The 21,049-nt window shown below is 66.5% G+C and carries 23 protein-coding genes; 10 read left to right on the forward strand and 13 right to left on the reverse strand.

Annotated features, from left to right (window positions below; genetic code table 11):
- On the forward strand, positions 1–234 hold a 234-nt coding region (locus P1X14_RS15570; protein ID WP_277316314.1), incomplete at its 5' end, for a heme exporter protein CcmB.
- 1 nt (position 235) lies between these two features.
- Here the strand turns inward: P1X14_RS15570 and P1X14_RS15575 are convergent.
- From P1X14_RS15575 to coxB, 11 genes are all read right to left on the reverse strand, one after another.
- The gene (locus P1X14_RS15575) at positions 236–406 is read right to left on the reverse strand and encodes a hypothetical protein (protein ID WP_277316315.1); all 171 of its coding nucleotides are present in this window, start codon (positions 404–406) and stop codon (positions 236–238) included.
- Complete coding sequence (locus P1X14_RS15580) at positions 406–1,275, reverse strand: class I SAM-dependent methyltransferase (protein WP_277316316.1); 870 nt, start codon at positions 1,273–1,275, stop codon at positions 406–408. Before P1X14_RS15580 ends, P1X14_RS15575 begins: the two co-directional genes overlap by 1 nt.
- Positions 1,276–1,285: 10 nt before the next feature.
- On the reverse strand, positions 1,286–2,674 hold the full coding sequence (gene thrC, locus P1X14_RS15585) for a threonine synthase (RefSeq protein WP_277316317.1): 1,389 nt from the start codon (positions 2,672–2,674) through the stop codon (positions 1,286–1,288).
- 62 nt (positions 2,675–2,736) lie between these two features.
- Positions 2,737–3,384: an SURF1 family protein gene (locus tag P1X14_RS15590; RefSeq protein ID WP_277316318.1), complete on the reverse strand. Its 648-nt coding sequence runs from the start codon at positions 3,382–3,384 to the stop codon at positions 2,737–2,739.
- Positions 3,381–3,674 carry a DUF983 domain-containing protein gene (locus tag P1X14_RS15595; protein WP_346770459.1) on the reverse strand — a complete coding sequence of 98 codons (294 nt, stop codon included), beginning with the start codon at positions 3,672–3,674 and terminating at the stop codon, positions 3,381–3,383. Before P1X14_RS15595 ends, P1X14_RS15590 begins: the two co-directional genes overlap by 4 nt.
- A gap of 81 nt (positions 3,675–3,755) precedes the next feature.
- A complete protein-coding gene (locus P1X14_RS15600; protein WP_277316320.1) occupies positions 3,756–4,652 on the reverse strand; it encodes a cytochrome c oxidase subunit 3 in 897 nt (298 codons plus the stop codon).
- Positions 4,653–4,684: 32 nt separating this feature from the next.
- Positions 4,685–5,230, reverse strand: a complete 546-nt coding sequence (locus P1X14_RS15605; protein WP_277316321.1) for a cytochrome c oxidase assembly protein — start codon at positions 5,228–5,230, stop codon at positions 4,685–4,687.
- A complete protein-coding gene (locus tag P1X14_RS15610; protein ID WP_277316322.1) occupies positions 5,227–5,370 on the reverse strand; it encodes a hypothetical protein in 144 nt (47 codons plus the stop codon). Before P1X14_RS15610 ends, P1X14_RS15605 begins: the two co-directional genes overlap by 4 nt.
- Positions 5,367–6,278: a heme o synthase gene (locus P1X14_RS15615; RefSeq protein WP_277316323.1), complete on the reverse strand. Its 912-nt coding sequence runs from the start codon at positions 6,276–6,278 to the stop codon at positions 5,367–5,369. The genes P1X14_RS15610 and P1X14_RS15615 overlap by 4 nt, the downstream gene beginning before the upstream one ends.
- Before the next feature lie 286 nt (positions 6,279–6,564).
- Complete coding sequence (gene ctaD, locus P1X14_RS15620) at positions 6,565–8,235, reverse strand: cytochrome c oxidase subunit I (RefSeq protein ID WP_277316324.1); 1,671 nt, start codon at positions 8,233–8,235, stop codon at positions 6,565–6,567.
- A 4-nt stretch (positions 8,236–8,239) separates the two neighbouring features.
- Positions 8,240–9,346 carry a cytochrome c oxidase subunit II gene (coxB, locus tag P1X14_RS15625; RefSeq protein ID WP_277316325.1) on the reverse strand — a complete coding sequence of 369 codons (1,107 nt, stop codon included), beginning with the start codon at positions 9,344–9,346 and terminating at the stop codon, positions 8,240–8,242.
- 167 nt (positions 9,347–9,513) lie between these two features.
- On the opposite strand from coxB, the gene pyrE reads away from it, so the two are divergent.
- The 7 genes from pyrE (at position 9,514) to P1X14_RS15660 (ending at position 16,072) form a co-directional block, all read left to right on the forward strand.
- A complete protein-coding gene (gene pyrE, locus P1X14_RS15630; RefSeq protein WP_277316326.1) occupies positions 9,514–10,095 on the forward strand; it encodes an orotate phosphoribosyltransferase in 582 nt (193 codons plus the stop codon).
- Between the two features lie 23 nt (positions 10,096–10,118).
- Entirely contained in the window at positions 10,119–10,847 is a 729-nt protein-coding gene (locus tag P1X14_RS15635; RefSeq protein WP_277316341.1) for a pyridoxine 5'-phosphate synthase, read from the forward strand.
- Positions 10,848–10,959: 112 nt separating this feature from the next.
- Positions 10,960–11,364, forward strand: coding sequence for a holo-ACP synthase (acpS, locus tag P1X14_RS15640; RefSeq protein WP_277316327.1), 405 nt, complete (start codon positions 10,960–10,962; stop codon positions 11,362–11,364).
- Positions 11,364–12,257, forward strand: coding sequence for a signal peptidase I (gene lepB / locus P1X14_RS15645; RefSeq protein WP_277316328.1), 894 nt, complete (start codon positions 11,364–11,366; stop codon positions 12,255–12,257). The genes acpS and lepB overlap by 1 nt, the downstream gene beginning before the upstream one ends.
- A complete protein-coding gene (locus P1X14_RS15650) occupies positions 12,254–13,408 on the forward strand; it encodes an AI-2E family transporter (protein ID WP_277316329.1) in 1,155 nt (384 codons plus the stop codon). The genes lepB and P1X14_RS15650 overlap by 4 nt, the downstream gene beginning before the upstream one ends.
- 10 nt (positions 13,409–13,418) lie before the next feature.
- Positions 13,419–14,039 (forward strand): maleylacetoacetate isomerase, encoded by a 621-nt coding sequence (gene maiA / locus P1X14_RS15655; RefSeq protein ID WP_277316330.1) that lies wholly within the window; start codon positions 13,419–13,421, stop codon positions 14,037–14,039.
- A complete protein-coding gene (locus P1X14_RS15660; protein WP_277316331.1) occupies positions 14,036–16,072 on the forward strand; it encodes a TonB-dependent receptor in 2,037 nt (678 codons plus the stop codon). Before maiA ends, P1X14_RS15660 begins: the two co-directional genes overlap by 4 nt.
- On the opposite strand, the gene P1X14_RS15665 is transcribed toward P1X14_RS15660, so the two are convergent.
- A complete protein-coding gene (locus P1X14_RS15665; RefSeq protein ID WP_277316342.1) occupies positions 16,054–17,151 on the reverse strand; it encodes a glycosyltransferase in 1,098 nt (365 codons plus the stop codon). The two genes, P1X14_RS15660 and P1X14_RS15665, sit on opposite strands and share 19 nt — an antisense overlap.
- A 221-nt stretch (positions 17,152–17,372) precedes the next feature.
- Between P1X14_RS15665 and P1X14_RS15670 the strand changes: the two genes are divergently transcribed.
- Together P1X14_RS15670 and P1X14_RS15675 are read left to right on the forward strand one after the other, a co-directional pair.
- On the forward strand, positions 17,373–18,260 hold the full coding sequence (locus tag P1X14_RS15670; protein WP_277316332.1) for a hypothetical protein: 888 nt from the start codon (positions 17,373–17,375) through the stop codon (positions 18,258–18,260).
- A gap of 8 nt (positions 18,261–18,268) precedes the next feature.
- Positions 18,269–19,465, forward strand: a complete 1,197-nt coding sequence (locus P1X14_RS15675; protein WP_277316333.1) for a glycosyltransferase — start codon at positions 18,269–18,271, stop codon at positions 19,463–19,465.
- On the opposite strand, the gene P1X14_RS15680 is transcribed toward P1X14_RS15675, so the two are convergent.
- Entirely contained in the window at positions 19,438–20,943 is a 1,506-nt protein-coding gene (locus P1X14_RS15680) for a hypothetical protein (protein WP_277316334.1), read from the reverse strand. The two genes, P1X14_RS15675 and P1X14_RS15680, sit on opposite strands and share 28 nt — an antisense overlap.
- Between the last annotated feature and the right edge of the window lie 106 nt (positions 20,944–21,049).

Raw genomic sequence — 21,049 nt, forward strand, 5'->3', positions numbered from 1 at the left:
CTGGGGCTGGCGGCGCTCGGCGTGGTGACCGCCGCGCTGGTTTCAGGCCTGCGCAGCGCGGGCGCATTGGCGGGCCTCGTCATGCTGCCCTTCGCGGTGCCGCTGCTGATTTTCGGCGCGGGATCGGTCGATGGCGAAACCGGCGCGCTGAAGCTGCTCGGCGCGGTCAGCCTGTTGCTGGTCGCCGGATGCCCGTTCGTGGCGGGCGCGGCGATGAAGATGGGGCGGAGCTAGCTCATCGCAGCAAGAGCGCGATCGGTATGCCGAGGATCAAGCCGAAGGCGAGCAGCAACCCGATCATTCGCGCGATCTTCCAGCGCCGCCGCCGGGGTTCCGCGTCACTCAGCGCGTGGATCGTCGCACCTATCGCCTCGGCGGCCACATCAATCAGTGGCTCTACCGACACTATCGACTCCACCGCGCGAAGATCGCGGTCGGCAGCATCAGCCCGCGGGCTTCTTCGCGCACGACCAGTTCGCCGCATTCCACCTTGCCCGGAAGGTCGCCGAAATGCTGGCGGACCAGCTCGCCGATTGCCAGCGCCGACATGCGCACGGCGTAGACGGTGAGGAACAGGAAGCGAGAGTCCGCGTCGATCAGCGCGCGGCAATCGCCTATCAGTCCGGGCAGCCCGGTCTCCAGCACCCAGCGCTCGCCGGTTGGGCCGCGGCCGAATTTCGGGGGGTCGAGGATGATCCCGTCATAGCGCCGTCCACGCCGCACTTCGCGCGCGGTGAACTTGCCGGCATCGTCGATCATCCAGCGGATGGGCTTGTCCGCCATGCCGGAAAGCTCGGCATTGGCCTTGCCCTCGGCCACCGACTTTTTCGACGCGTCGACATGGGTCATCCGCGCGCCCTTCGCCGCCAGCGCCAGCGTACCGACGCCGGTATAGCCGAACAGGTTCATGCATTCGGGTTCGCTGACGCCGTCGATCTGCGTACGCATCCAGTCCCATACCGGCGCCATGTCCGGGAAGAAGCCGAGATGGCGGAAGGGCGTGGTCTGCGCGGTGAAGCGCGCTTCCTTCCACGCCAGCGGCCAGCCTTCGCGCGGGGTCGGCTTGTCGAAATGCCAGCGGCCGCCGCCCTCGTCGTCGGGTGCGGGCAGGAACTCGCCATGCGCGTCCCAGTCGTCGGATGCGGGCGCCCACATCGCCTGCGGCTCGGGGCGGATGAAGCGGTACTGGCCGTAGCGCTCGAGCTTTCGTCCGTGCCCCGAATCGATCAGGCCGTAATCGGCCCAAGGTTCGCCGGTAAGGGTAATCAGGTCCATGCGCTTCCCCTTAGCGGGGTTGGGCGCGCTCGGCGATATAGCCCGTAACGGCTTCGAACGTGCCCGGCAGCACGTCGTAACGCTCTTCGCGTTCGAACAGGTCGCCGATCCGCGCGGGCAGGATCGGGCGGCCGCCGGTTGCGCGCTCCACTGCGTCCTGGAACTTGGCCGGATGCGCGGTCGCCAGCGTCACCACCTGACCGCTCACCGGGGCGCGGCGCGCGGCGGCAAGACCGATCGCGGTGTGCGGATCGATGATCTCGCCCGAGTCCGCGGCCCAGCGCATCGCCTGAGACATTTCGTTAGGATCGATCCGGTCGCTCGTAAAAATCTTTGCAGCCTCGGTCTGCTGCGCATTGGTCAGGCGCATCGCCTTGCTGGCTTCGAAGCCGCGCATCTGTTCGGCCAGCGCCGCCCCGTCGCGACCGCCTGCGTCGAACAACAGCCGCTCGAAGTTCGAGCTGACCTGAATGTCCATGCTCGGCGCCGCGGTCGGCGTGACCGTGCCGGCCGAATAGTCGCCGGTGGAAAGCGCGCGGTGGAGGATGTCGTTGACGTTGGTCGCCACGATCAGCTGCTCGATCGGCAGGCCCATGCGCGATGCGGCATAGCCCGCGAACACATCGCCGAAATTGCCGGTCGGAACCGCGAAGGCGACCTTGCGCTCGGGCGCGCCGAGGCGGACCGCGGCGTAGAAATAATAGACGATCTGCGCGAGCAGCCGTGCCCAGTTGATCGAGTTCACCGCCGAAAGCTGGAAGCGGCCCGAGAAGCCGGGGTCGTTGAACATCGCCTTCACCAGCGCCTGCGCATCGTCGAAACTGCCTTCGATGGCGATGTTGTGGACATTGGGCGCCAGCACCGTGGTCATCTGCCGGCGCTGCACGTCGGACACGCGGCCCTTGGGGTGGAGCATGAAGATATCGACGCCGTGCCGCCCGGCCACCGCGTCGATCGCGGCCGAGCCGGTGTCGCCCGAAGTCGCGCCGACGATGGTCAGGTGCGCGCTGCTGCCGGTCAGGAACTTCTCGAACAACAAGCCCAGCAGCTGCAGCGCCACGTCCTTGAACGCCAGCGTGGGCCCGTGGAACAGTTCGAGCAGCCAGTTGCGCTCGTCGAGCTGGACCAAAGGCGTCACCGCGGCATGGGCGAAGCGGCCATAGGCCTGGCTGCACAGCGTGCGCAGCTCGTCCTCGCTCAGATCGTCGCCGACGAACGGCAGCATCACGCGGACGGCGGTCTCGACATAGGAGAGGTCGGCCATCGCCGCGATATCGTCGCGGCTGAACTGCGGCCAGGCCTGCGGCACATAGAGGCCGCCATCGCTGGCGAGACCGGTCAGGGTCACGTCACGGAAACCAAGGATCGGCGCAGTGCCGCGGGTGCTCTGATAGCGCATGATCAGCGGTTAGCTGCGCGACCTTGATGGAGCAAGGACAGCGCTTCTTTAGCGCCGTCAGATCAGGCTTGGTCGGCCGGTGCCTTCTTCTTCTCGCGCCACGCCAGTGCCAGCACATAGATCACCGCCGCGACCAGCGCGAAAATGAACCATTGCACCGCATAGGCCAGATGGTTGTTCGGCACGCTCAACAAATCGGGCTTGGCGGTCACTTCGAGGCCCGGCGCTGCGAGATCGGCGATCAGCATCAGCGACTTCGGGCGGCGATCGAACAACTGACCGATCAGGGTGCGCGAATCCGGGCCATGGGTGATCGTGCCGGTGATCGGCCCGCCGCCCCATTCGGGCTTGAATTTGGGGTCCTTGGCCACGCCGACATCGATCAGCAGGATCGGACCCTCGGCGCCGGTGCGACACTGGGCGATTTGGCGCCAGCCGGTCTCGCCCTTGCGGTTGCGTCCGCCCTGCTGCTGCCAACCGAGCACCTCGAGGCACATCGCGCTGGCTTGGCGGAACAGATACTCGTCGCCGACGGGGATGCGGGGAAAGGCCATCGCCGGCTTCGTCATGTTCTGCGCGTAATGGACCAGCGCGGCTTCCTTCTCGGCCTTGCGCTGGAGCTGCCACACGCCCAGCGCGATCATCGCGGCGATGGCGATGGCGACGACGATGGTCGGGATCAGCGGGAAGCGGGGCAGGGACCTGATCATTTCCGGGCGCGGCCTTCACGTGCGTCGTTGCGATATTCGAGCGCCAGCAGCAGCCCCTTGGCGAAGCGCAGTGCGCCGAGAACGAGCAAGGTGGTGAGCGGGATCCACAGCAGGGCATGCACCAGCACGCCCGGCGCGAAGCGCAGCTCGACCACCAGCGCGAGCACCGTCACGATCGTCCCGACGCCCAGGGTCAGGAATACGACTGGCCCGTCGCCGACATTGAATTTCGCGAAATCGAAGCCGCACGCCGTGCAGTGATCGGCGAAACGGACCCAGCCCGAAAACATGCTGCCCCCGCCGCAGCGGGGGCAGATGCCTTTTACAGCGGTTTCGGCGGGCGCAGGTTCGCTCACCGGGCCGGTCGGTTCTTAGCCGTGATGGACCGGTGCACCCCAGCCGCCCCACACATAGATGGAAGCGAAGAGGAACAGCCACACCACGTCGACGAAGTGCCAGTACCAGGCCGCCGCTTCAAAACCGAAATGCTGGCGGGGGGTGAAGTGGCCCTTATAGACGCGGGCGAGGTTCACCATCAGGAAGATGGTGCCGACCAGCACGTGGAAGCCGTGGAAGCCGGTCGCCATGAAGAAGGCGCCGCCATAGCTGCTGCCGCCTTCGCTGGTCGCCTTGAACGGGAACGGCGCTTCCAGATACTCATAGGCTTGGATGCACGAGAAGAGCATGCCGAGCAGGATGGTGAGCCACAGGCCCTTCTTCACGCCGTCATTCTCGCCGACGCCGATCAGGCCCCACAGGCCCTTCAGCTCGCCGCCGCGCTGATTGTGGATCAGGGCGTGGTGCGCCCAGGTCACCGTGGTGCCCGAAGCCAGCAGGATCAGCGTGTTGAGCAGCGGGAGCTTCCACGCGTCGAGCACTTCCATGCCCTTGGGCGGCCACACGCCGCCGACGGCTTCCACCGCCGAGGGGAAGAGCGCGAAATCGAACCAGGCCCAGAACCAGCCGACGAAGAACATCACTTCCGAAGCGATGAACAGGATCATGCCGTAGCGCAGGTGGAGCTGCACGATCGGCGTGTGATCCCCGGCATGCGCCTCTGCGATCACCTTGGACCACCAGACGAAGAAGCTCGCGATCACCAGCGCGACGCCCAGGAAGAACACCAGCGTCGCCATCGACGCGGTATCGGGCGACTTGTGCATCCACATCAGCGCGCCGACGGCCAGCACGAACGCCGCGAACGACGCGAAGATCGGCACCGCGTCGGGCGGAAGGATGTGATACTGGTGGTTCTTGGCTCCGGCCATGATCGGTCCCTGTTACGATATTTTGAGGTGCCTTAGCCCGGTGTCTTCTCGGAATCCACAGGGTAAAATGTGTAGGACAGCGTGATTTCGCGCACATCCTTCGTATCCGGATCGTCGACGATCTTCGGATCGACATAATAGATCACCGGCATGCGCATCTCCTCGCCCGGGGCAAGGGTCTGCTGGGTGAAGCAGAAGCACTGGATCTTGGTGAAATATTTGCCCGCCTGGGTGGGCGTCACGTTGAAGGTCGCAGTGCCGGTGACCGGCTTATCCGACAGATTCTTCGCGGTGTAGAAGGCGATGTCGCGCCCGCCGATCTGGATGGTCGACACGCGCTGCTCGGGCTTGAATATCCAGGGCAGCTTCTGGCTGGTATTGGCGTCGAACGCCACGCGCACCGTCTGGCCGATCGCGCCGGGCGCTTCGGTGCCGCGCATCGTCGCGCCGCCGAACCCGGTCGCTTCGCAGAACATGCGGTACAGCGGCACGCTGGCGAACCCCAGCCCGCCCATGAAGCAGACGAACAGGCTGCCGAGCAGCGCGGTCCTGAGCTTGGGGCTCAGCCTCAGCGTCATCCCACCATGCCCAGTTTGATCTTCACGATCGAGATGGCGAAGACGAGGATGACGAAGCCGCCGAGCAGCCATGCCATCACCTTCGCACGGCCCAGCTGGCGGGCGCGGATCTGGTCTTCGGACGTGTTCATGTCGTTCATGCAAACCACCGGTCGGCGACCACAGCGCCGAACATGAGGAACAGATAGAGGATCGAATATTTGAACAGCCGCCGCTCGGGCTTCATCCCGTCGGCGGGCTGCCCATCTTCGGACCGCGTCGTGCGCAGCGCCACCTGCGCCGCGAACAGCAGGAACAGCGCGTTCAGCACGATCGCCGCCACGCCATAGATATTGCCCATCAGCCCCAGCGCCCAGGGCGCGATCGCCGCGGCGACCATCGGCAGGGTATAGAGGCCGATCTGGGTGCGGGTCATCCGCTCGCCCGCCACCACCGGCAGCATCGGCACGCCGGCATTGGCGTAATCGGTCTTCACGAACAGCGCGAGCGCCCAGAAATGCGGCGGCGTCCACAGGAAGATAAGCGCGAACAGCAGCACCGGCAGCGTGGCGATGTCGCCGGTCGCCGCAGCCCAGCCGATCATCGGCGGGAAGGCGCCCGCGGCGCCGCCGATCACGATGTTCTGCGCGGTGCGGCGCTTCAGCCAGATGGTGTAGATGAAGACATAGAACAGGATCGAGACGGTCAGGATCGCCGCCGCGGCCAGGTTCAGCGCGAAATACATCAGGATGACCGAGAAGGCGGCCAGCCCGACGCCGAAATGCAGCGCCGACTGGCGGTCCATCCGCCCGGCGGGAAGCGGGCGGCCCTGGGTCCGCTTCATCAGCGAATCGAGATCCGATTCGTACCACTGGTTCAGCGCCCCCGCCGCGCCTGCGCCAAGGGCGATGCACAGGATCGCGGTGAAGCCCAGCACCGGATGGATCGGCACATTCGCCGCCAGCATGCCGCACAGCCCGGTGAACACGACAAGCGTCATCACGCGCGGCTTGGTCAGCGCAAGGAAATCGCGCCAGTCGGCGGGAAGCGGGGTCGCGGTTGCGGTCATCGGTGCTGCGGAGGCCATGGGAATCAGGGGCCTATAGGCTGGTAGGCGCGTGGGGGGAAGGCGGAGAATCCCTCTCCCATCGGGAGAGGGAAGGGGCCCGCCGCGAAGCGGTGGGAAGGGTGAGGGCGATCGAGCGTTTCGCCACCCAGCTCACCCTCACCCTTCCGCCGACTTCGCCGGCTCCCTCCCTCTCCCGATGGGAGAGGGATTTTTCTGCTTCCCACAAACGAAAACGCCCCGGAGTTTCCTCCGGGGCGTTTTCGTTTCTGCCTCAGGCGACAGCCACTCAGTGGTGCTTGTCGTCGTCGATGATCGGCAGGGTTTCGAACTGGTGGAACGGCGGCGGGCTGGACAGGGTCCATTCCAGCGTCGTCGCGCCCTCGCCCCACGGATTGTCCGGGGCCTTGGGGCCCTTGGCGAGCGACCAGATGATGTTGATGAAGAAGATCACCATGCCGGCCAGCATGATCACATAGCCGTAGCTGGCGACCTTGTTGAACAGCTCATAGGCCGGGGTGTAATCCGGGATACGGCGCGGCATGCCGTCCGTGCCCAGGAAGTGCATCGGGAAGAACAGCACGTTCACGCCGATGAAGAACACCCAGAAGTGCAGCTGGCCGAGCAGCTCGCTGTACATCTTCCCCGACATCTTCGGGAACCAGTAGTAAAAGCCGGCGAACAGGCCGAACACCGCGCCCAGCGACAGCACATAGTGGAAGTGCGCCACCACATAGTAGGTGTCGTGCATGTAATCGTCGACGCCGCCGTTCGCGAGCACGACGCCGGTCACGCCGCCAACGGTGAACATGAAGATAAAGCCGATCGCCCAGACCATCGGGGTCTTGAAGCTGAGCGAGCCGCCCCACATCGTCGCGATCCACGAGAAGATCTTCACGCCGGTGGGCACCGCGATCACCATCGTCGCGGCGGTGAAGTACATCTTCACGTTCACGCTCATACCGGTGGTGAACATGTGGTGCGCCCACACGACGAAGCCGACCACGCCGATCGCAACCATGGCGTATGCCATGCCGAGATAGCCGAACACCGGCTTGCGACTGAAGGTGGCGATGATCTGGCTGACGATGCCGAAGCCCGGCAGGATCATGATGTACACTTCGGGGTGGCCGAAGAACCAGAACAGGTGCTGGTAGAGCACCGGATCGCCGCCGTACTGCGGATCATAGAATGCGGTGCCGAAGTTGCGGTCGGTCAGCAGCATGGTGATCGCCGCGGCCAGAACCGGCAGCGCCAGCAGCAGCAGGAAGGCGGTGACCAGCACCGACCACACGAACAGCGGCATCTTGTGCAGGGTCATGCCCGGCGCGCGCATGTTGAAGATGGTGGTGATGAAGTTGATCGCGCCCAGGATCGAGCTGGCGCCCGCAAGGTGGAGCGACAGGATCGCCATGTCCACCGACGGCCCCGGCTCGCCATAGGTCGAGAGCGGTGCATAGACCGTCCAGCCGGTGCCTGCGCCCGCGCCGAAGAAGGCGGAGCCGAGCAGCAGCAGGAAGGCCGGGATCAGCAGCCAGAACGAGATGTTGTTCATGCGCGGGAACGCCATGTCCGGCGCACCGATCATGATCGGCACGAACCAGTTGCCGAAGCCGCCGATCATGGCGGGCATGACCATGAAGAACACCATGATCAGGCCGTGCGCGGTGATCAGCACGTTCCAGAAGTGGAGCGCCTGGTCGAGCGTGTCCTGGCCATGCAGGGTCTGCACCCACCAGCCGAGATACTGGATGCCAGGTGCGGCCAGCTCGGCGCGCATCAGGCCCGAGATCGCACCACCGATGATCCCCGCGACGATCGCGAAGATCAGGTACAGCGTCCCGATATCCTTGTGGTTGGTCGACATGAACCAGCGGGCGAAGAAGCCCGGCTTGTGGTCCGCGTCATGGTGATCGTGCGCGTGGTCATGGCCGTGCGCGTCGAGGGTCGTGGTGGTCATGGGATCAGTTGCCCGTGCTGTTGGCGATCTCGGTCGCGTTCACGACCGGGCCGGTGCCGTTGGCGGGAGTGGCGGTATCGTCGATGCTGTCGTTGCCCGGGGCAGCCGCAGCGGGCTTGGCGGCCGGCATGGTGCCGCCCTTTGCCTTCACCCATGCCTCGAACTCGGCAGGCGAAACTGCCTGGACGACGATCGGCATATAGCCGTGGCGTGCGCCGCACAGTTCCGAACACTGGCCGTAATAGACGCCCGGCTTCTCGATGATGAAGCTGGTTTCGTTCAGCTTGCCCGGAACCGCGTCGATCTTGATCCAGAAGGCCGGCATCGCCCAGGCGTGGATCACGTCGTTGGCGGTGGCGACGAGACGGATCGGAACGCCATAGGGCAGGACGATGCGGGTGTCGGTGGCGAGCAGCGGCGGGCCGTCCATGTCGGTGCGGTAGCGCGCGCCTTCGGCCAGCGTGGGATCGCCCTTTTCCTTCAGCATGTTCGCGGTCAGCTGGATGCCGCCATGATCGGGATATTCGTACGACCAGAACCACTGGTTGCCGATCGCCTTGATCGTCACCGCGCCATCGGGCGCCGGTTCGAACTGGTTGGCGAGCAGGCGGATCGAGGGAACCGCGACCACCACCAGGATCAGCACCGGCAGCAGCGTCCAGATCACTTCGATCATGGTGTTATGCGAGGTCTTCGACGGCACCGGGTTCGCGGCGCGGCGATAACGCACGATCACCCACAGCAGCAGCGCGAGGACGAACAGCGAGATCGCGATGATCAGCGGCATCAGCACGGTGTTGTGGAACCAGTGCGCTTCGCGGCCGGTGGGCGTCACCTGATCCTGCAGGCCGATATAGCCCGGCTTCGGCACGCCGATCTCGGCGTTCGGGCCGGTCTTCTGCGAGCCGTCGGCATTGAGCAGCGGATCGGGCGTCGCGGTTGCAGCCGCGGTCGCATTGGCCGGCGCCGCGCTGTTCGCGGTCGCGGTTTCGTCAGCCGGAGCGGCCGTGGTCGTGGCTGCGGCCGGAGCCGCGTCGTTCTGGGCGATCGCAGGACCGGCGAGCACGAGGCCCGCAGCCATGACAATCGTCTTCAACCCAAGCATGCGCATCGTCGATATTCACCCTGTTTCGAAAGCGCCGAAGACTAGCGGGACACTAGCCATTGGGTGCGGCCTATACGCCGACAGACCCCGTTCTCAATAGCTTTTTGCACGCGGTTGCGGCGTTGGCAGGCGAGTCCTAAGTACGCCCGAGCCTGTCAGAGCATGGAGTCCGCGTGACCGAAGACCCGATTCTTGCCGAATTTCGCGATGCCGGCGCGCTGATGGAAGGCCATTTCATCCTCTCCTCGGGACTGCGTTCGCCGGTTTTTCTCCAGAAGATGCGTATCTTCGAGGATCCGGCGCGCACCGAACGGGTGTGCGGCGCGCTGGGCAAGCTGATCCGCGAATCGTTCGGCCAGGTCGATATGGTGGTCTCGCCCGCGATCGGCGGAATCATTCCGGGGTATGAGACGGCCCGCGCGCTCGGTTGCCTCGCGGTGTTCGTCGAACGCGAGGATGGCGAGTTCCAGCTGCGCCGCGGATTCGAGATTCCCGAAGGCGCGCGAATCGTCATGGTCGAGGATATCGTGACCACCGGGCTTTCCTCGCGCGAATGCATCGCCGCGATCCGCAAGCATCCCGGCAATCTGCTGGGCGCGGCCTGCATCGTCGATCGCTCGAACGGCACCGCCGATGTCGGGGTGCCGCTGGTCTCGCTGCTCAAGATGGACGTTCCGGCCTATCCGGCGGACCAGCTCCCGCCCGAACTGGCGGCGATCCCCGCGATCAAGCCCGGGAGTCGCGGCGCCTTATGAACGGTGCTTCGCACCTGGCGGGCGTGACCGGCAAGCTCCGCCTCGGCCTGAATATCGATCACGTCGCGACCGTCCGGAATGCGCGCGGATCGGGCTATCCCGATCCGGTACGTGCGGCGCTGCTGGCCGCCGAAGCGGGTGCGGACGGCATCACCGCGCATCTGCGCGAGGATCGCCGCCACATTACCGACGAGGATATCGCACGGCTCTCGGCCGAACTGACCGTCCCGCTCAACCTGGAAATGGCGGCGACCGAGGAAATGCTCGCCATCGCGCTGCGCCATCGCCCGCACGCGGTGTGCATCGTCCCCGAAAAGCGCGAGGAACGCACCACCGAGGGCGGCCTCGACGCGGCGGGCCAGCACAATCACCTCGCGCCCATGGTGGCGAAGCTCAACGATGCCGGCTGCCGCGTGTCGCTGTTCATCGAACCCGACGAGCGCCAGATCGACGCCGCGCTGAAACTGCGCGCGCCGGTCGTCGAAATCCACACCGGCCGCTATTGCGAACTGGCCGAGGATGCGCGCGAAGCCGAGCTCAAGCGAATCGCCGATGCCGCGGCGCTTGCCGCCAAGGCGGGCCTCGAGCCCCATGCCGGCCATGGCCTGACCTTCGACAATGTAATCCCCATCGCCGCCATCCCGCAGATCATGGAACTGAACATCGGCCATTTCCTGATCGGCGAAGCGATTTTCGAGGGGCTGGTCCCAGTGGTGAAGCGCATGCGCGCGCTGATGGACGAGGCGCGGTGAGCTTCATGCCAGTCCGTCACCCCAGCGAAAGCTGGGGTCTCCCAGTTACCGCGCGTTCGCTTGCGGCAAGAGATCCCAGCCTTCGCTGGGATGACGCGCTGTTGGGCGCGTCATGATCATCGGCCTCGGCTCGGACCTCTGCAATATCGAGCGGATCCAGAATTCGCTCGACCGGTTCGGTGAACGCTTTGAAAACCGTGTCTTTACCGATGTCGAGCTAAGCAAGGCCCGGCGGCGGCCGCATACGCGGGCGGGAACGCTCGCAAAACGGTTCGCGGCGAAGGAGGCCTATTCCAAGGCCGTGGGGACGGGATTCCGCAAGGGCGTGTTCATGAAGGATATCGGAGTGGTCAATTCGCCCAGCGGGGCACCCACGCTCGCGCTGTCCGGCGGAGCAAAGGCCGCGCTCGATCGTCTAGTGCCTGAAGGCCATATCGCAAAGGTGCATCTGACGTTGACCGACGACCATCCCTGGGCCCAGGCCTTCGTGATCCTCGAAGCGGTGCCGGCTGCCTGATGTCGGACGATATGGCGCTCCCGTTCGAAGCCTATGAGGAAGAGGACAATGCCCGCCGCACCGACTGGTGGGCAGAGGCGCGGGGTATCTTCTGGCTGGTGCTGGCGGTGCTCGGCTTTCACAGCCTGATCGCCAAGCCCTTCTATATTCCGTCCGAATCGATGATGCCGGGCCTGCTGATCGGTGACCGGCTGGTGGTGACCAAATATCCCTATGGCTATTCGTTCGTCACCCCGACCTTCCACCTGCTGCCGTTCATGCCGGGCCGCTTCCTCGGCCGCCTGCCCGAACGCGGCGATGTGGTGATCGTCACCCCGCCGGGATCGGATACCGACTATATCAAACGCGTGGTCGGGCTGCCGGGCGACAAGATCGCGGTGCAGGGCGGAATCCTGTTCCTCAACGGCAAGGCCGTGCCGCGCGCCTATCAGGGCGACCGGATGATTCCGATCGACGCCAACACGCGTTGCGGGCTGGACGACAAGGCGGGGCAGCAGTTCAGCGTCTATGCCAATCGCATCGTGCGCGGGGCCAACGGCAAATATTATTGCAGCCTGCCCATCTATCGCGAGACCATGCCGAACGGCGTGTCCTACGATACGGTTGACCTGGGCGTGCGCCCCGACGACACCTATGCCGAACGGACCATTCCGAAGGGCCATGTGTTCCTGATGGGCGACAATCGCGACAATAGTGCCGACAGCCGGTATCCGGTCGAGCGCAACGGGCTGGGCGGCCCGGTGCCGTGGGAGAATATCGGCGGCCGCGCCGAATTCATCACCTTCTCGCTGAACGGCAGCGGCAGCTGGAATCCGGCGAGCTGGATCGGCTCGTTCCGCTCGGGCCGCGCCGGCAGCACGTTGCATCCCACGCCCGCGCCGGTAACGCCGTGAGCGACGACGCAGAGAGCACCGCCGCCGCCGAATCCGTTTCGGTGACCCACGAACCCGGCCCCAACGAACTGCGCGATCCGGTGGTGCGTGCCGAGCTGCGCAAGGCTTCGGTGTGGTTCGGCGCTGCGATTGCAATCGCTCTGGTGGTGCTGCTGATCCAGCCGCTGTTGCTGATCTTCGGTGCGCTGGTCTTCGCGTCGATGCTCGATGGTGGCGTCCGCCTGATCGGCAAGGTCGCGCCGCTGCCGCGCGGTATCCGCCTGCTGATCGTGGTGGTGCTCGTCATCGCCTTCATCTCGGGCGTGTTCTATCTGACCGGCGTCCAGATCGCGCAGCAGGCCGAACAGCTTCGCGCCACGCTGGAAGTGCAGGCCAACCGGGTCACCGGCTGGATCTCCGATCTCGGGCTGATGCCCGGCCGTTCGGACCTGACCGGCATCGCCCAGCAGGCGCTCGGCTCGGTCGGCAAGCTTACCTCCGCGGTCGGCACGGTGCTGGGCGCGGCGGGCAGCTTCGTCATGATCATGACCATCGGCCTGTTCATCGCCATCGAGCCGCGGCTGTACGAGCGCGGCCTGCAATGGATGGTCCCCATCGCAGCGCGCGACGAATTCGCGGTCACGCTGGCGCGCATGGCGCGGACGATGCGCGTGCTGCTCGCCGGACGCCTGCTCGGCATGTTGTTTGAAGGGGTGCTGACCTGGATCCTGTTGTGGATCGCGGGCGTGCCGATGGCGCTGCTGCTCGGCATCATCACCGGCATCCTCGCCTTCATCCCCAATATCGGCGCGTTCGTTTCGGGCATATTGATGGTCGCGGTCGGCTTCAGCGCCGGGCCGGAACAGGGGCTGTGGGCGATCGCCATTTATTTCGGCGTGCAGACGTTCGACGGCTATGTGCTGATCCCGCTGGTCGCGAAGCGCACCGTCGATCTGCCGCCCGCGCTGACCCTGTCGGCACAGATCCTCGCCTCGACCCTGTTCGGGGTGATGGGCCTCGCGCTGGCCGATCCGATGGTGGCGATGATCAAGGTCGCACTGGAACGCGAATCGGAGCGTGCTGCCAAGGCAGGCGTGGCGACGGATCGAAAGTCACGATGGCGGCGCGAACCCGCACCTGATCCAGTGGCGGAGCCGCAGCCGGAGGGCTAAGACCTCCCATATGCTGCTCTACGACTATTTCCGTTCCTCCGCCGCCTATCGCGTGCGGATCGCGCTCAACCTCAAGGGCCTGGCTTATGAGCGGCGGGACGTGATGCTGCTCGAGAATCAGCAGCGCAGCCTAGAGCATCTGAAGCTGAACCCGCAGGGCTTTGTCCCCGCGCTGGAGGCCGATGGGCTGGTGCTCACGCAAAGCCTCGCGATCATCGACTGGCTCGACACGGCCTATCCCGAACCCCGCCTGATCCCCGCCGATCCGGCCGGGCGCGCCGCGGCGATGGCACAGGCGATGGTGGTCGCATGCGACATCCACCCGCTGAACAACCTCCGCGTGATGCGGTACCTGACCCACGAGCTTCGCGTCGAGGAACCCGCCCGCAACGACTGGACCCGCCACTGGATTGCCGAGGGCTTCACCGCGCTTGAGGCGATGGCAGGTGACGGCCCGTTCCTCGGCGGCGAGACGCCCGGCATCGCCGACATCTGCCTCGTGCCGCAAATGTACAATGCCCGCCGCTTCGAAACCCCGCTTGACGCCTTCCCGAAGCTGGTCGCCGCCGATGCCGCGGCACAGGCACTGCCCGCTTTCGCCGCCGCGCATCCGGACGCGGTGAAAGCGTGAAGCTCGTCTGGGCCGCGGCCGGACTGCTGGCTGCCGGACCCGCTTTCGCCCAGCAGGCCAACCCCGACATCGTGGTCACCGGCCAGGGCCTGCGCGCGCCGCCGGGGGAGGCGGCCTATGCCGTGGTCACGCTCGACGCCGACGCGCTGAACGGCACCGCCAGCAACCGGCTGGAGGATGCCCTGCGCGACGTCGCGGGACTCGCCCAGTTCCGCCGCTCCGATTCGCGCTCGTCGCATCCCACCGCACAGGGAATCACCTTGCGCGGATTGGGCGGCAACGCGTCCAGCCGCGTGCTGCTGCTGCTCGACGGCGTGCCGCAGGCCGATCCGTTCGGCGGCTGGGTCGCCTTTCCCGCCTACAATCCAGCCGGAATCGCCTCGGCACGGGTCGTTCGCGGCGGGGGCAGCGGCTATGCCGGGCCGGGCGCGCTGGCCGGGACCATCGAACTGACCAGCGCCGGACCGGCGCCGCTGGCACTGGGTCTCGCTTATGGCAGCCGCAACAGCGTCGAAGCGAACCTCACCGGCTCGGCGGGATCGGATCGCGGCTTTGCGACGCTGTCCGCGCAATATGCCCGCGGCGACGGCTTCGTGCCCGTCATCGCGAGCCAGCGCGGTCCGGCCGACCGCGCGGCACCTTACGAGCAGGCGAGCGTCGCGCTGCGCGGGGCGATCGATCTGGGCGGGGTCGAGCTTCAGGCAAACATGTCGGGCTTTCGCGACCGTCGCGATCGCGGCGTCGATTTCACGCCCGTGGCCAGCGATGGCGCCGATGCCAGCGTCCGCCTGGTCGGGCGCGGCTGGTCGGCGCTCGGCTATGTCCAGACCCGCCAGTTCGCCAGCGGCTTCGCCAGTGTCGATACCGCCCGCACCACCGCCACGCCGACGCTCGACCAGTATAGCGTCCCCGCGACCGGCATGGGCGGCCGCGTCGAGATCGAGCGCAACCCCGCCACCGGCCTCACCCTGCGTTTCGGCGCGGACGTTCGCGCAGTCTCCGGGCGCACGCAGGAACTCTACACTTATGCCGCGGGCCTCCCCACGCGGCGGCGCGAAGCGGGCGGACACAGCCTCACCTTCGGCGGCTTCGCCGATGCCAGCTTCGAACGCGGCGGGGTGACACTCAGCGCGGGCGGGCGGATCGATCGCTGGCGCATCGCCGGGGGGCATCTGCTCGAAACCCCGCTTGCCGGAGGTGCTGCCTTTACCGACACCAGTTTCGCCAATCGCAGCGGCTGGGAAGCGACCGGCCGGATCGGCGCCGCGTTCGAAGCAGCGCCCGGTATCACCCTGCGCAGCACCGCCTATCGCGGCTGGCGCCTGCCGACGCTCAACGAACTGTACCGCCCCTTCCGCGTCGGCGCCGATGCCACTGCGGCCAACCCTTTGTTGGCGCCCGAGCGGCTGACCGGTGCCGAACTCGGCGTCCGGCTCCGCCCCATCGATGTGCTCGACTTCGGCATCACCGGCTATTGGAGCCGGATCGACGGCGCGATCGCCAATGTCACCCTCGCCAATGGCCCGGGCAATTTTCCGGGCGTCGGCTTCGTCTCGGCGGCGGGCGTCTATCGCCAGCGGCGCAATCTCGATGCGGTCGATGCGCGCGGGATCGAGCTGGATCTGCGCGTCACCCAAGGCCCTGTCTTCGCCGCAGGCTCCTATGCCTTCACCGATGCCCGCGTCCGCGGATCGGGCGCCGCAGCCCCGCTCGACGGGCTGCGGCCCGCCCAAACCGCGCGGCATCAGGGCTCGGCCACGCTCGGCTGGCAACGCGGCGGCGCGCGGGTCTCGCTCACCGCCCGCTATGTCGCGCCGCAGTTCGAGGACGACCAGAACCAGCGGCTGCTGGCCGATGCGGTCACGCTCGACGGGTTCGTTCGCGTGCCGCTGACGGGCGGATTCGCGGTCGAACTGCGCGGCGAGAATCTGTTCGACGCGCGGGTCGAGGCCGGGATCAGCGGCCCTGGCATTATCGAGCGTGCCAGCCCGCGCACCTTGTGGATCGGCCTGGCCTATTCGCCGCGGCGCTGAGCCACCACCCGGTCGAACAGGGCAAGATACTCCGCGATCGGATCGCCCTCATGCGCCGTGGGCGCGGGCCGCACCGCGCCGGGGCTGAGCCAGCGGTCGAGCGCCGCGACCAGTCCTTCGGCATCGTCGCGCGCGATCACGCTGCCGAGCGTGGGTGAGGCGACGATCTCGCGCACCGACACGCTCGAATCGGTCGCCACCACCGGCGTGCCTTGCGCCAGCGCCTCGCGCAGCACGCCCGGCACGCCCTCATAATCCGATGTCAGCGCGACCAGCGCCGCCCCGGCCATGACCGGCAGCGGATCGGCGGCATGGCCCGGCATCGACACCCGGTCCGCCAGTCCCAGCGCCGCCGCCTGCGCGGTCAGGGTCTCGCGCAAACTGCCTTCGCCCAAAATCACCAGCTTCACCTGACGGTCTGCCAGTTTCGGTAGCGCCGCGATCAGCCGGTCCCAGCGCTTCTGCGCTTCCAGCCGCCCGACGCCCAAAATGTAGCGCCCCTCGGGGATCGCGACCGCTTCGGCATCGGGCCGGTGCAGGGCAGGCGGATTGGCGATCACGCTTACCCGGTCCGCGGGCAGGCGCATCTCGCGCACCGCTTCGGCAGCGGTCGCCTGCGTCATCGCCACCACCGAATCGAGAAACAGCGGGTGCAGCCGCAGCCAGCGGCGATAGCCCCATGCCTCGATCCCGCCCATATCCGGCCGCACCAGCGCGTTCGAAACCTTGGCCACGATCGGCGGACAATCGCGGCCCAGCGCCAGCCGGGTCCAGCCTGCCACGGCGCTATAGTGATTGCCCGGGCAGAAGATCAGGTCGGGCCGCAATTCGCGGACGATTCGGGGCGATTCGCGCCGCAGTGCAGCATAGGAGGCGTTGCCCAGTTCCCGAACCGGGACGCCCGGCGGCAATTCGCGCGCCAGCGGACCCGTCGCGTCGCCGATCACGAGAATGATTTCGCGGCCCTGCGCATGCCATCCGCCGGCCATGCGCAACAGCGCACGCTCCACCCCGCCGCCTCGCAAACTCTGTGCAAAAGCGACAATTCTACCGGCTGCGAAACGGTTGCACTGCGGCATGCTCTTGCGCTGCGCCTTCCTGATGCCCAAATCGCCCCAAAAGAAACCGTAATCTGCTTTCACAGCGGCACTTGCGGACCCATAAGGGCTGATACGTAGTTTAGTGTCGATTGTGTCGCGAAAGTTTCATTTCGGAAGCGGAATTCTGTCCTGTGAGTATCTCTGGACCCGAGGCCTCGATGAACAACCCGGTGGAGGCTGCCCTCCAGAAAGCGCCTGATTTGGCGGGGTTGGAACCCATCGAGAAGATTCGGCGGCGCTGGCCGCTGGTCCTGGGCAGCGCCCTGACGCTGCTCATGATCGTGGCGTTGGCGCGCGAATTGTTCGGCTCGGGCCTGGCCGGATTGCAGCAGACGATCCCGACGCACCCGATGTTCTATGTCGCGTTCGCGCTGTTCTATCTCGCGCCGCCGACCTTCGATTACATCATTTTCCGTCGGCTTTGGGCCATTCCGCTCGACGGCATGGCTGCACTGCACAAAAAGCGCATCGCGAACGAAGTGGTGGTCGGCTATTCGGGCGAGGCCTATTTCTACGCCTGGGCCCGCCAGCGGACCCAGATGGTCGCGGCACCGTTCGGCGCGGTAAAGGACGTCACGATCCAGTCGGCGATCGCGGGCAACACCTTCACCCTGATCCTGATCCTGCTCGTGATTCCCTTCATGGACATGCTGCCCAAGGATCTGGTCAATTTCAGCACCATCGCCGGTTCGGCCGCGCTGATGGTGGTGATGAGCCTGCCCTTCTTCCTGTTCTCCAAGCGGGTCTTCTCGCTGCCGCGCAACACCCTGTGGTGGGTGTTCGGCATCCAGATGGCGCGCCTGTCGACGGTGACGCTCACGCTGGCGCTTGCCTGGCATTATGCGATGCCCGCGGTGCCGGTCGGTACCTGGCTGTTCCTCGCCGCCGGCCGCATGCTCGTCTCGCGCGTGCCGCTGCTGCCGCAGAAGGAACTGGTGTTCGCGTCGGTCGCGATCCTGCTGATCGGGTCGGGCGAGGCACTGACCGAGCTGATGGCGCTGATGGCTGCGCTGGCGCTGCTGACCCACGTCGCGCTGATCGCGGTGTTCAGTGCGCAGAGCGCCGCCAAGAAGCTCGGCTGGATCTGAGGGCCGCGATGCGCGTCGTCGACGTCAACGAATATTATTCGCCCACCGGCGGCGGCGTGCGCACCTATCTCGATCGCAAGATGGGGATCATGGCCGATCTGGGTCACGAGCTGATCGTGATCGCGCCGGGCGACCGCGACATGGTGGAGGAACGCCCCGGTGGCGGCCGCATCCACTGGGTCAAGTCGCCGCGCCTGTTCCTCGACCGCAACTATTCGATCTTCGTCCACGAAACGCCGATCTGGGACCTGCTCGACAAGCTGAAGCCCGACGTGGTCGAAAACAGCTCGCCGCACATGCCCGCCTGGACGGTCGGCAACTGGCAGGGCGATGCGGTGAAGGTGTTCTTCGCGCACAACGATCATATCGGCGCCTATCCGCAGCGCTGGCTCGACGGGGTGGCCAGCATCGGCCAGGTCGAGCGCGCCTTCGGCTGGTACACGCGCTACATGGATCGCTTCCTGTCCAAGTACGACGCGTTCGTCACCAACGGCCCGGCGCTGGCGAAGCGTTATGCGCGGCGCGGGCTGACGGTGCATCAGTCGATGGCGCTGGGAATCGACAAGGGCTTCTTCTCGCCAGACCTGCGCGACGAGAAGCTGCGCGCGGCTCTGCTCGCCCAGTGCGGCCTCCCGCCCGAGGGGCATCTGCTGCTCGGCATGGGCCGCCATCATCGCGAGAAGCGCTGGTCGTTGGTGATCGATGCGGTCGAGGCTGCGGGTGCCGACATGCCGGTCGGCCTGATCATGCTCGGCGACGGCATGGACCGCGGCCGGCTCGAGATGCGCGTGGCGGGATCGCCGCATATCCGCATGTTCCGCCCGGTCTATGACCGTGAGCGGCTGTCGCGGATCATGGCGAGCTGCGACGCGCTGATCCACGGATCGGACGCCGAGCCGTTCGGTCTGGTCGCGTCAGAAGCGCTCGCCTCGGGCCTGCCGCTGATCGTACCCGACGAGGGCGGTTGCGCCGAACTCGCCGAGCCGCATTTCGCCGAGACCTATGCCGCGCGCGATGCCCGCGCTGCTGCCGACGCGATCCGCCGCATGTTCGCCCGCGAGCCGAAAATCCTGCGCGCCGCGGCGCGTCACGCCGCCACGCAGGTGCGCACGGATCGTGATCACGCGGTCGATCTGATGGCCTATTACCAGAATCTGGTCGACGCCCGGAACGGGGTTCAGCGCGTGGAAGCTGCCGTCGCCTGAGCTTCGTACAGGTCGAGCATCAGATTGCCGACCGGCCACTGGCCCTTCAGCCGGTATCCCCCTGCCTTAAGATGCGCGATGGCCCGCGCCCGCACTTCGGGCAGCTCGCCGATATAAAGCGGGCGCATCACCACGAACTGCGGCCGCTGGGCGAAGATGCGGTCGACCTCGCCCGGCTGGTCGATGCCGATCGCGCCTTGCTCGCGGTCGCGGGTCAGGTGGCTGGGGAAGATCCAGCGGGTGACGTGGCAGCGTCCGGTATAGCTGTAGAGCGCCGAATTGCCCGAATAGACATAGAGGCAGCCCGGCCCCGATCCGATCGCGCGCGAGAAGGCCGCGATCTGGCTGCCGGTGCCGCGGATCATGATCGAGCTGATCACGAAGGCCTGCCCGACGATCAGCGATCCCAGCAGCACCGGCAGTGCCCAGCGCTGCCCGCGCGCACTGCCGCCCAGCCACGCCCCGGCGCACAGGGCGGCCGGCACCATTACCGGCAAGGTGTAATGGCTGAACCAGGATCCGAAGACGAGGAAGCCGAACAAAGCCGCGCCCAGCCAGCCAAAGGCAAGCGTGCGGACCTGCGCCTCGCTTTCCTCGCCGCCCTTCATCTCGTCGACGCTCATCCGCCAGCTGCGCCCGGCGAGGTAGAGCAACGGCCCCAGCACCGCGGCGCATTTCAGGAAATTGCCGAGCAGGCGGAACCAGGGATCGCTGCGCCGTTCGAAGATCGATCCGAAATTGGCGTACCAGAAGGCCTCGCCATGGCCGATCGCCGCATAGGCCCACCATGCGATCCCGGTCGGCCCCACCGCCAGCACGACCATCGGCACCGCCAGCGCCGCCAGCCGCACAGGCGATCCGCCCAGCCGGTGCTCGCGCCACAACAGCCAGAGGCCGAGGAACATGCCCTCGAACACCGCCGAATATTTCACCTGCATCGCCAGCCCGAACAACAGCATCGCCACCATCGCCCGCGCCACGCGGCGCCAGTCGTGCAGCCGGTCCGCCTCGCCGGGCAGCACCAGCGCAAAGGCGCCTGCGACCATCAGATTGTAGAAGATCGGCGACTGGCCGCCCTGTCCGTCGGCCATGTTCAGGAACAATATGTAGAGCGCCGCGCCGATCGTCGATCCCGCGCGCCATCCCGCCCGGTCGGCGATGCGCGCGATCAGCAATGCGGTGAACACCACGCACGCCAACGCCATCGCCTGATAGGCCCAGACGCCCAGCGGCGCGCCGAGCATCGCCGGGGGCAGATAGATCAGGAACAGCCCGATCGGCTTGCGGTCCCAGATGCCGACATAAGGGATCGCGCCTTCCAGCCAGCGCTGTGCGGTCAGGAAATAGAATTCCTCGTCGACATGGACGATCGGGTCGCCGAACGTCGCCGCGCGGGCGGCCAGCGCCGTCACGAGCAGGATCGCCCAGCGCGGCCAGCTTGCGGGCGCGCGCAGCAGCGCGCCGGTGGCGGCGGTCATTCTCGTCATTCCCCTCTCGGCTCAACCAGTTGCGAGCCCCCGTCACACCGCTTAGCGATAGCATGCCGCAGTGTCACGAACCCGCCATGAGACGGGTGCAGGCAGC

The sequence above is a fragment of the Sphingomonas sp. AOB5 genome (assembly GCF_029433115.1).
Taxonomy (GTDB): domain Bacteria; phylum Pseudomonadota; class Alphaproteobacteria; order Sphingomonadales; family Sphingomonadaceae; genus Sphingomonas.

Excerpts from the sequence above, each read along its gene's own strand:
- P1X14_RS15580 (WP_277316316.1), bottom strand. The coding sequence starts at position 1,275 with ATGGACCTGATTACCCTTACCGGCGAACCTTGGGCCGATTACGGCCTG.
- thrC (WP_277316317.1), bottom strand. The coding sequence starts at position 2,674 with ATGCGCTATCAGAGCACCCGCGGCACTGCGCCGATCCTTGGTTTCCGT.
- P1X14_RS15590 (WP_277316318.1), bottom strand. The coding sequence starts at position 3,384 with ATGATCAGGTCCCTGCCCCGCTTCCCGCTGATCCCGACCATCGTCGTC.
- P1X14_RS15595 (WP_346770459.1), bottom strand. The coding sequence starts at position 3,674 with ATGTTTTCGGGCTGGGTCCGTTTCGCCGATCACTGCACGGCGTGCGGC.
- P1X14_RS15600 (WP_277316320.1), bottom strand. The coding sequence starts at position 4,652 with ATGGCCGGAGCCAAGAACCACCAGTATCACATCCTTCCGCCCGACGCG.
- P1X14_RS15605 (WP_277316321.1), bottom strand. The coding sequence starts at position 5,230 with ATGACGCTGAGGCTGAGCCCCAAGCTCAGGACCGCGCTGCTCGGCAGC.
- P1X14_RS15610 (WP_277316322.1), bottom strand. The coding sequence starts at position 5,370 with ATGAACGACATGAACACGTCCGAAGACCAGATCCGCGCCCGCCAGCTG.
- P1X14_RS15615 (WP_277316323.1), bottom strand. The coding sequence starts at position 6,278 with ATGACCGCAACCGCGACCCCGCTTCCCGCCGACTGGCGCGATTTCCTT.
- ctaD (WP_277316324.1), bottom strand. The coding sequence starts at position 8,235 with ATGACCACCACGACCCTCGACGCGCACGGCCATGACCACGCGCACGAT.
- coxB (WP_277316325.1), bottom strand. The coding sequence starts at position 9,346 with ATGCGCATGCTTGGGTTGAAGACGATTGTCATGGCTGCGGGCCTCGTG.
- acpS (WP_277316327.1), top strand. The coding sequence starts at position 10,960 with ATGATCATCGGCCTCGGCTCGGACCTCTGCAATATCGAGCGGATCCAG.
- lepB (WP_277316328.1), top strand. The coding sequence starts at position 11,364 with ATGTCGGACGATATGGCGCTCCCGTTCGAAGCCTATGAGGAAGAGGAC.
- maiA (WP_277316330.1), top strand. The coding sequence starts at position 13,419 with ATGCTGCTCTACGACTATTTCCGTTCCTCCGCCGCCTATCGCGTGCGG.
- P1X14_RS15665 (WP_277316342.1), bottom strand. The coding sequence starts at position 17,151 with ATGCCGCAGTGCAACCGTTTCGCAGCCGGTAGAATTGTCGCTTTTGCA.
- P1X14_RS15675 (WP_277316333.1), top strand. The coding sequence starts at position 18,269 with ATGCGCGTCGTCGACGTCAACGAATATTATTCGCCCACCGGCGGCGGC.
- P1X14_RS15680 (WP_277316334.1), bottom strand. The coding sequence starts at position 20,943 with ATGACCGCCGCCACCGGCGCGCTGCTGCGCGCGCCCGCAAGCTGGCCG.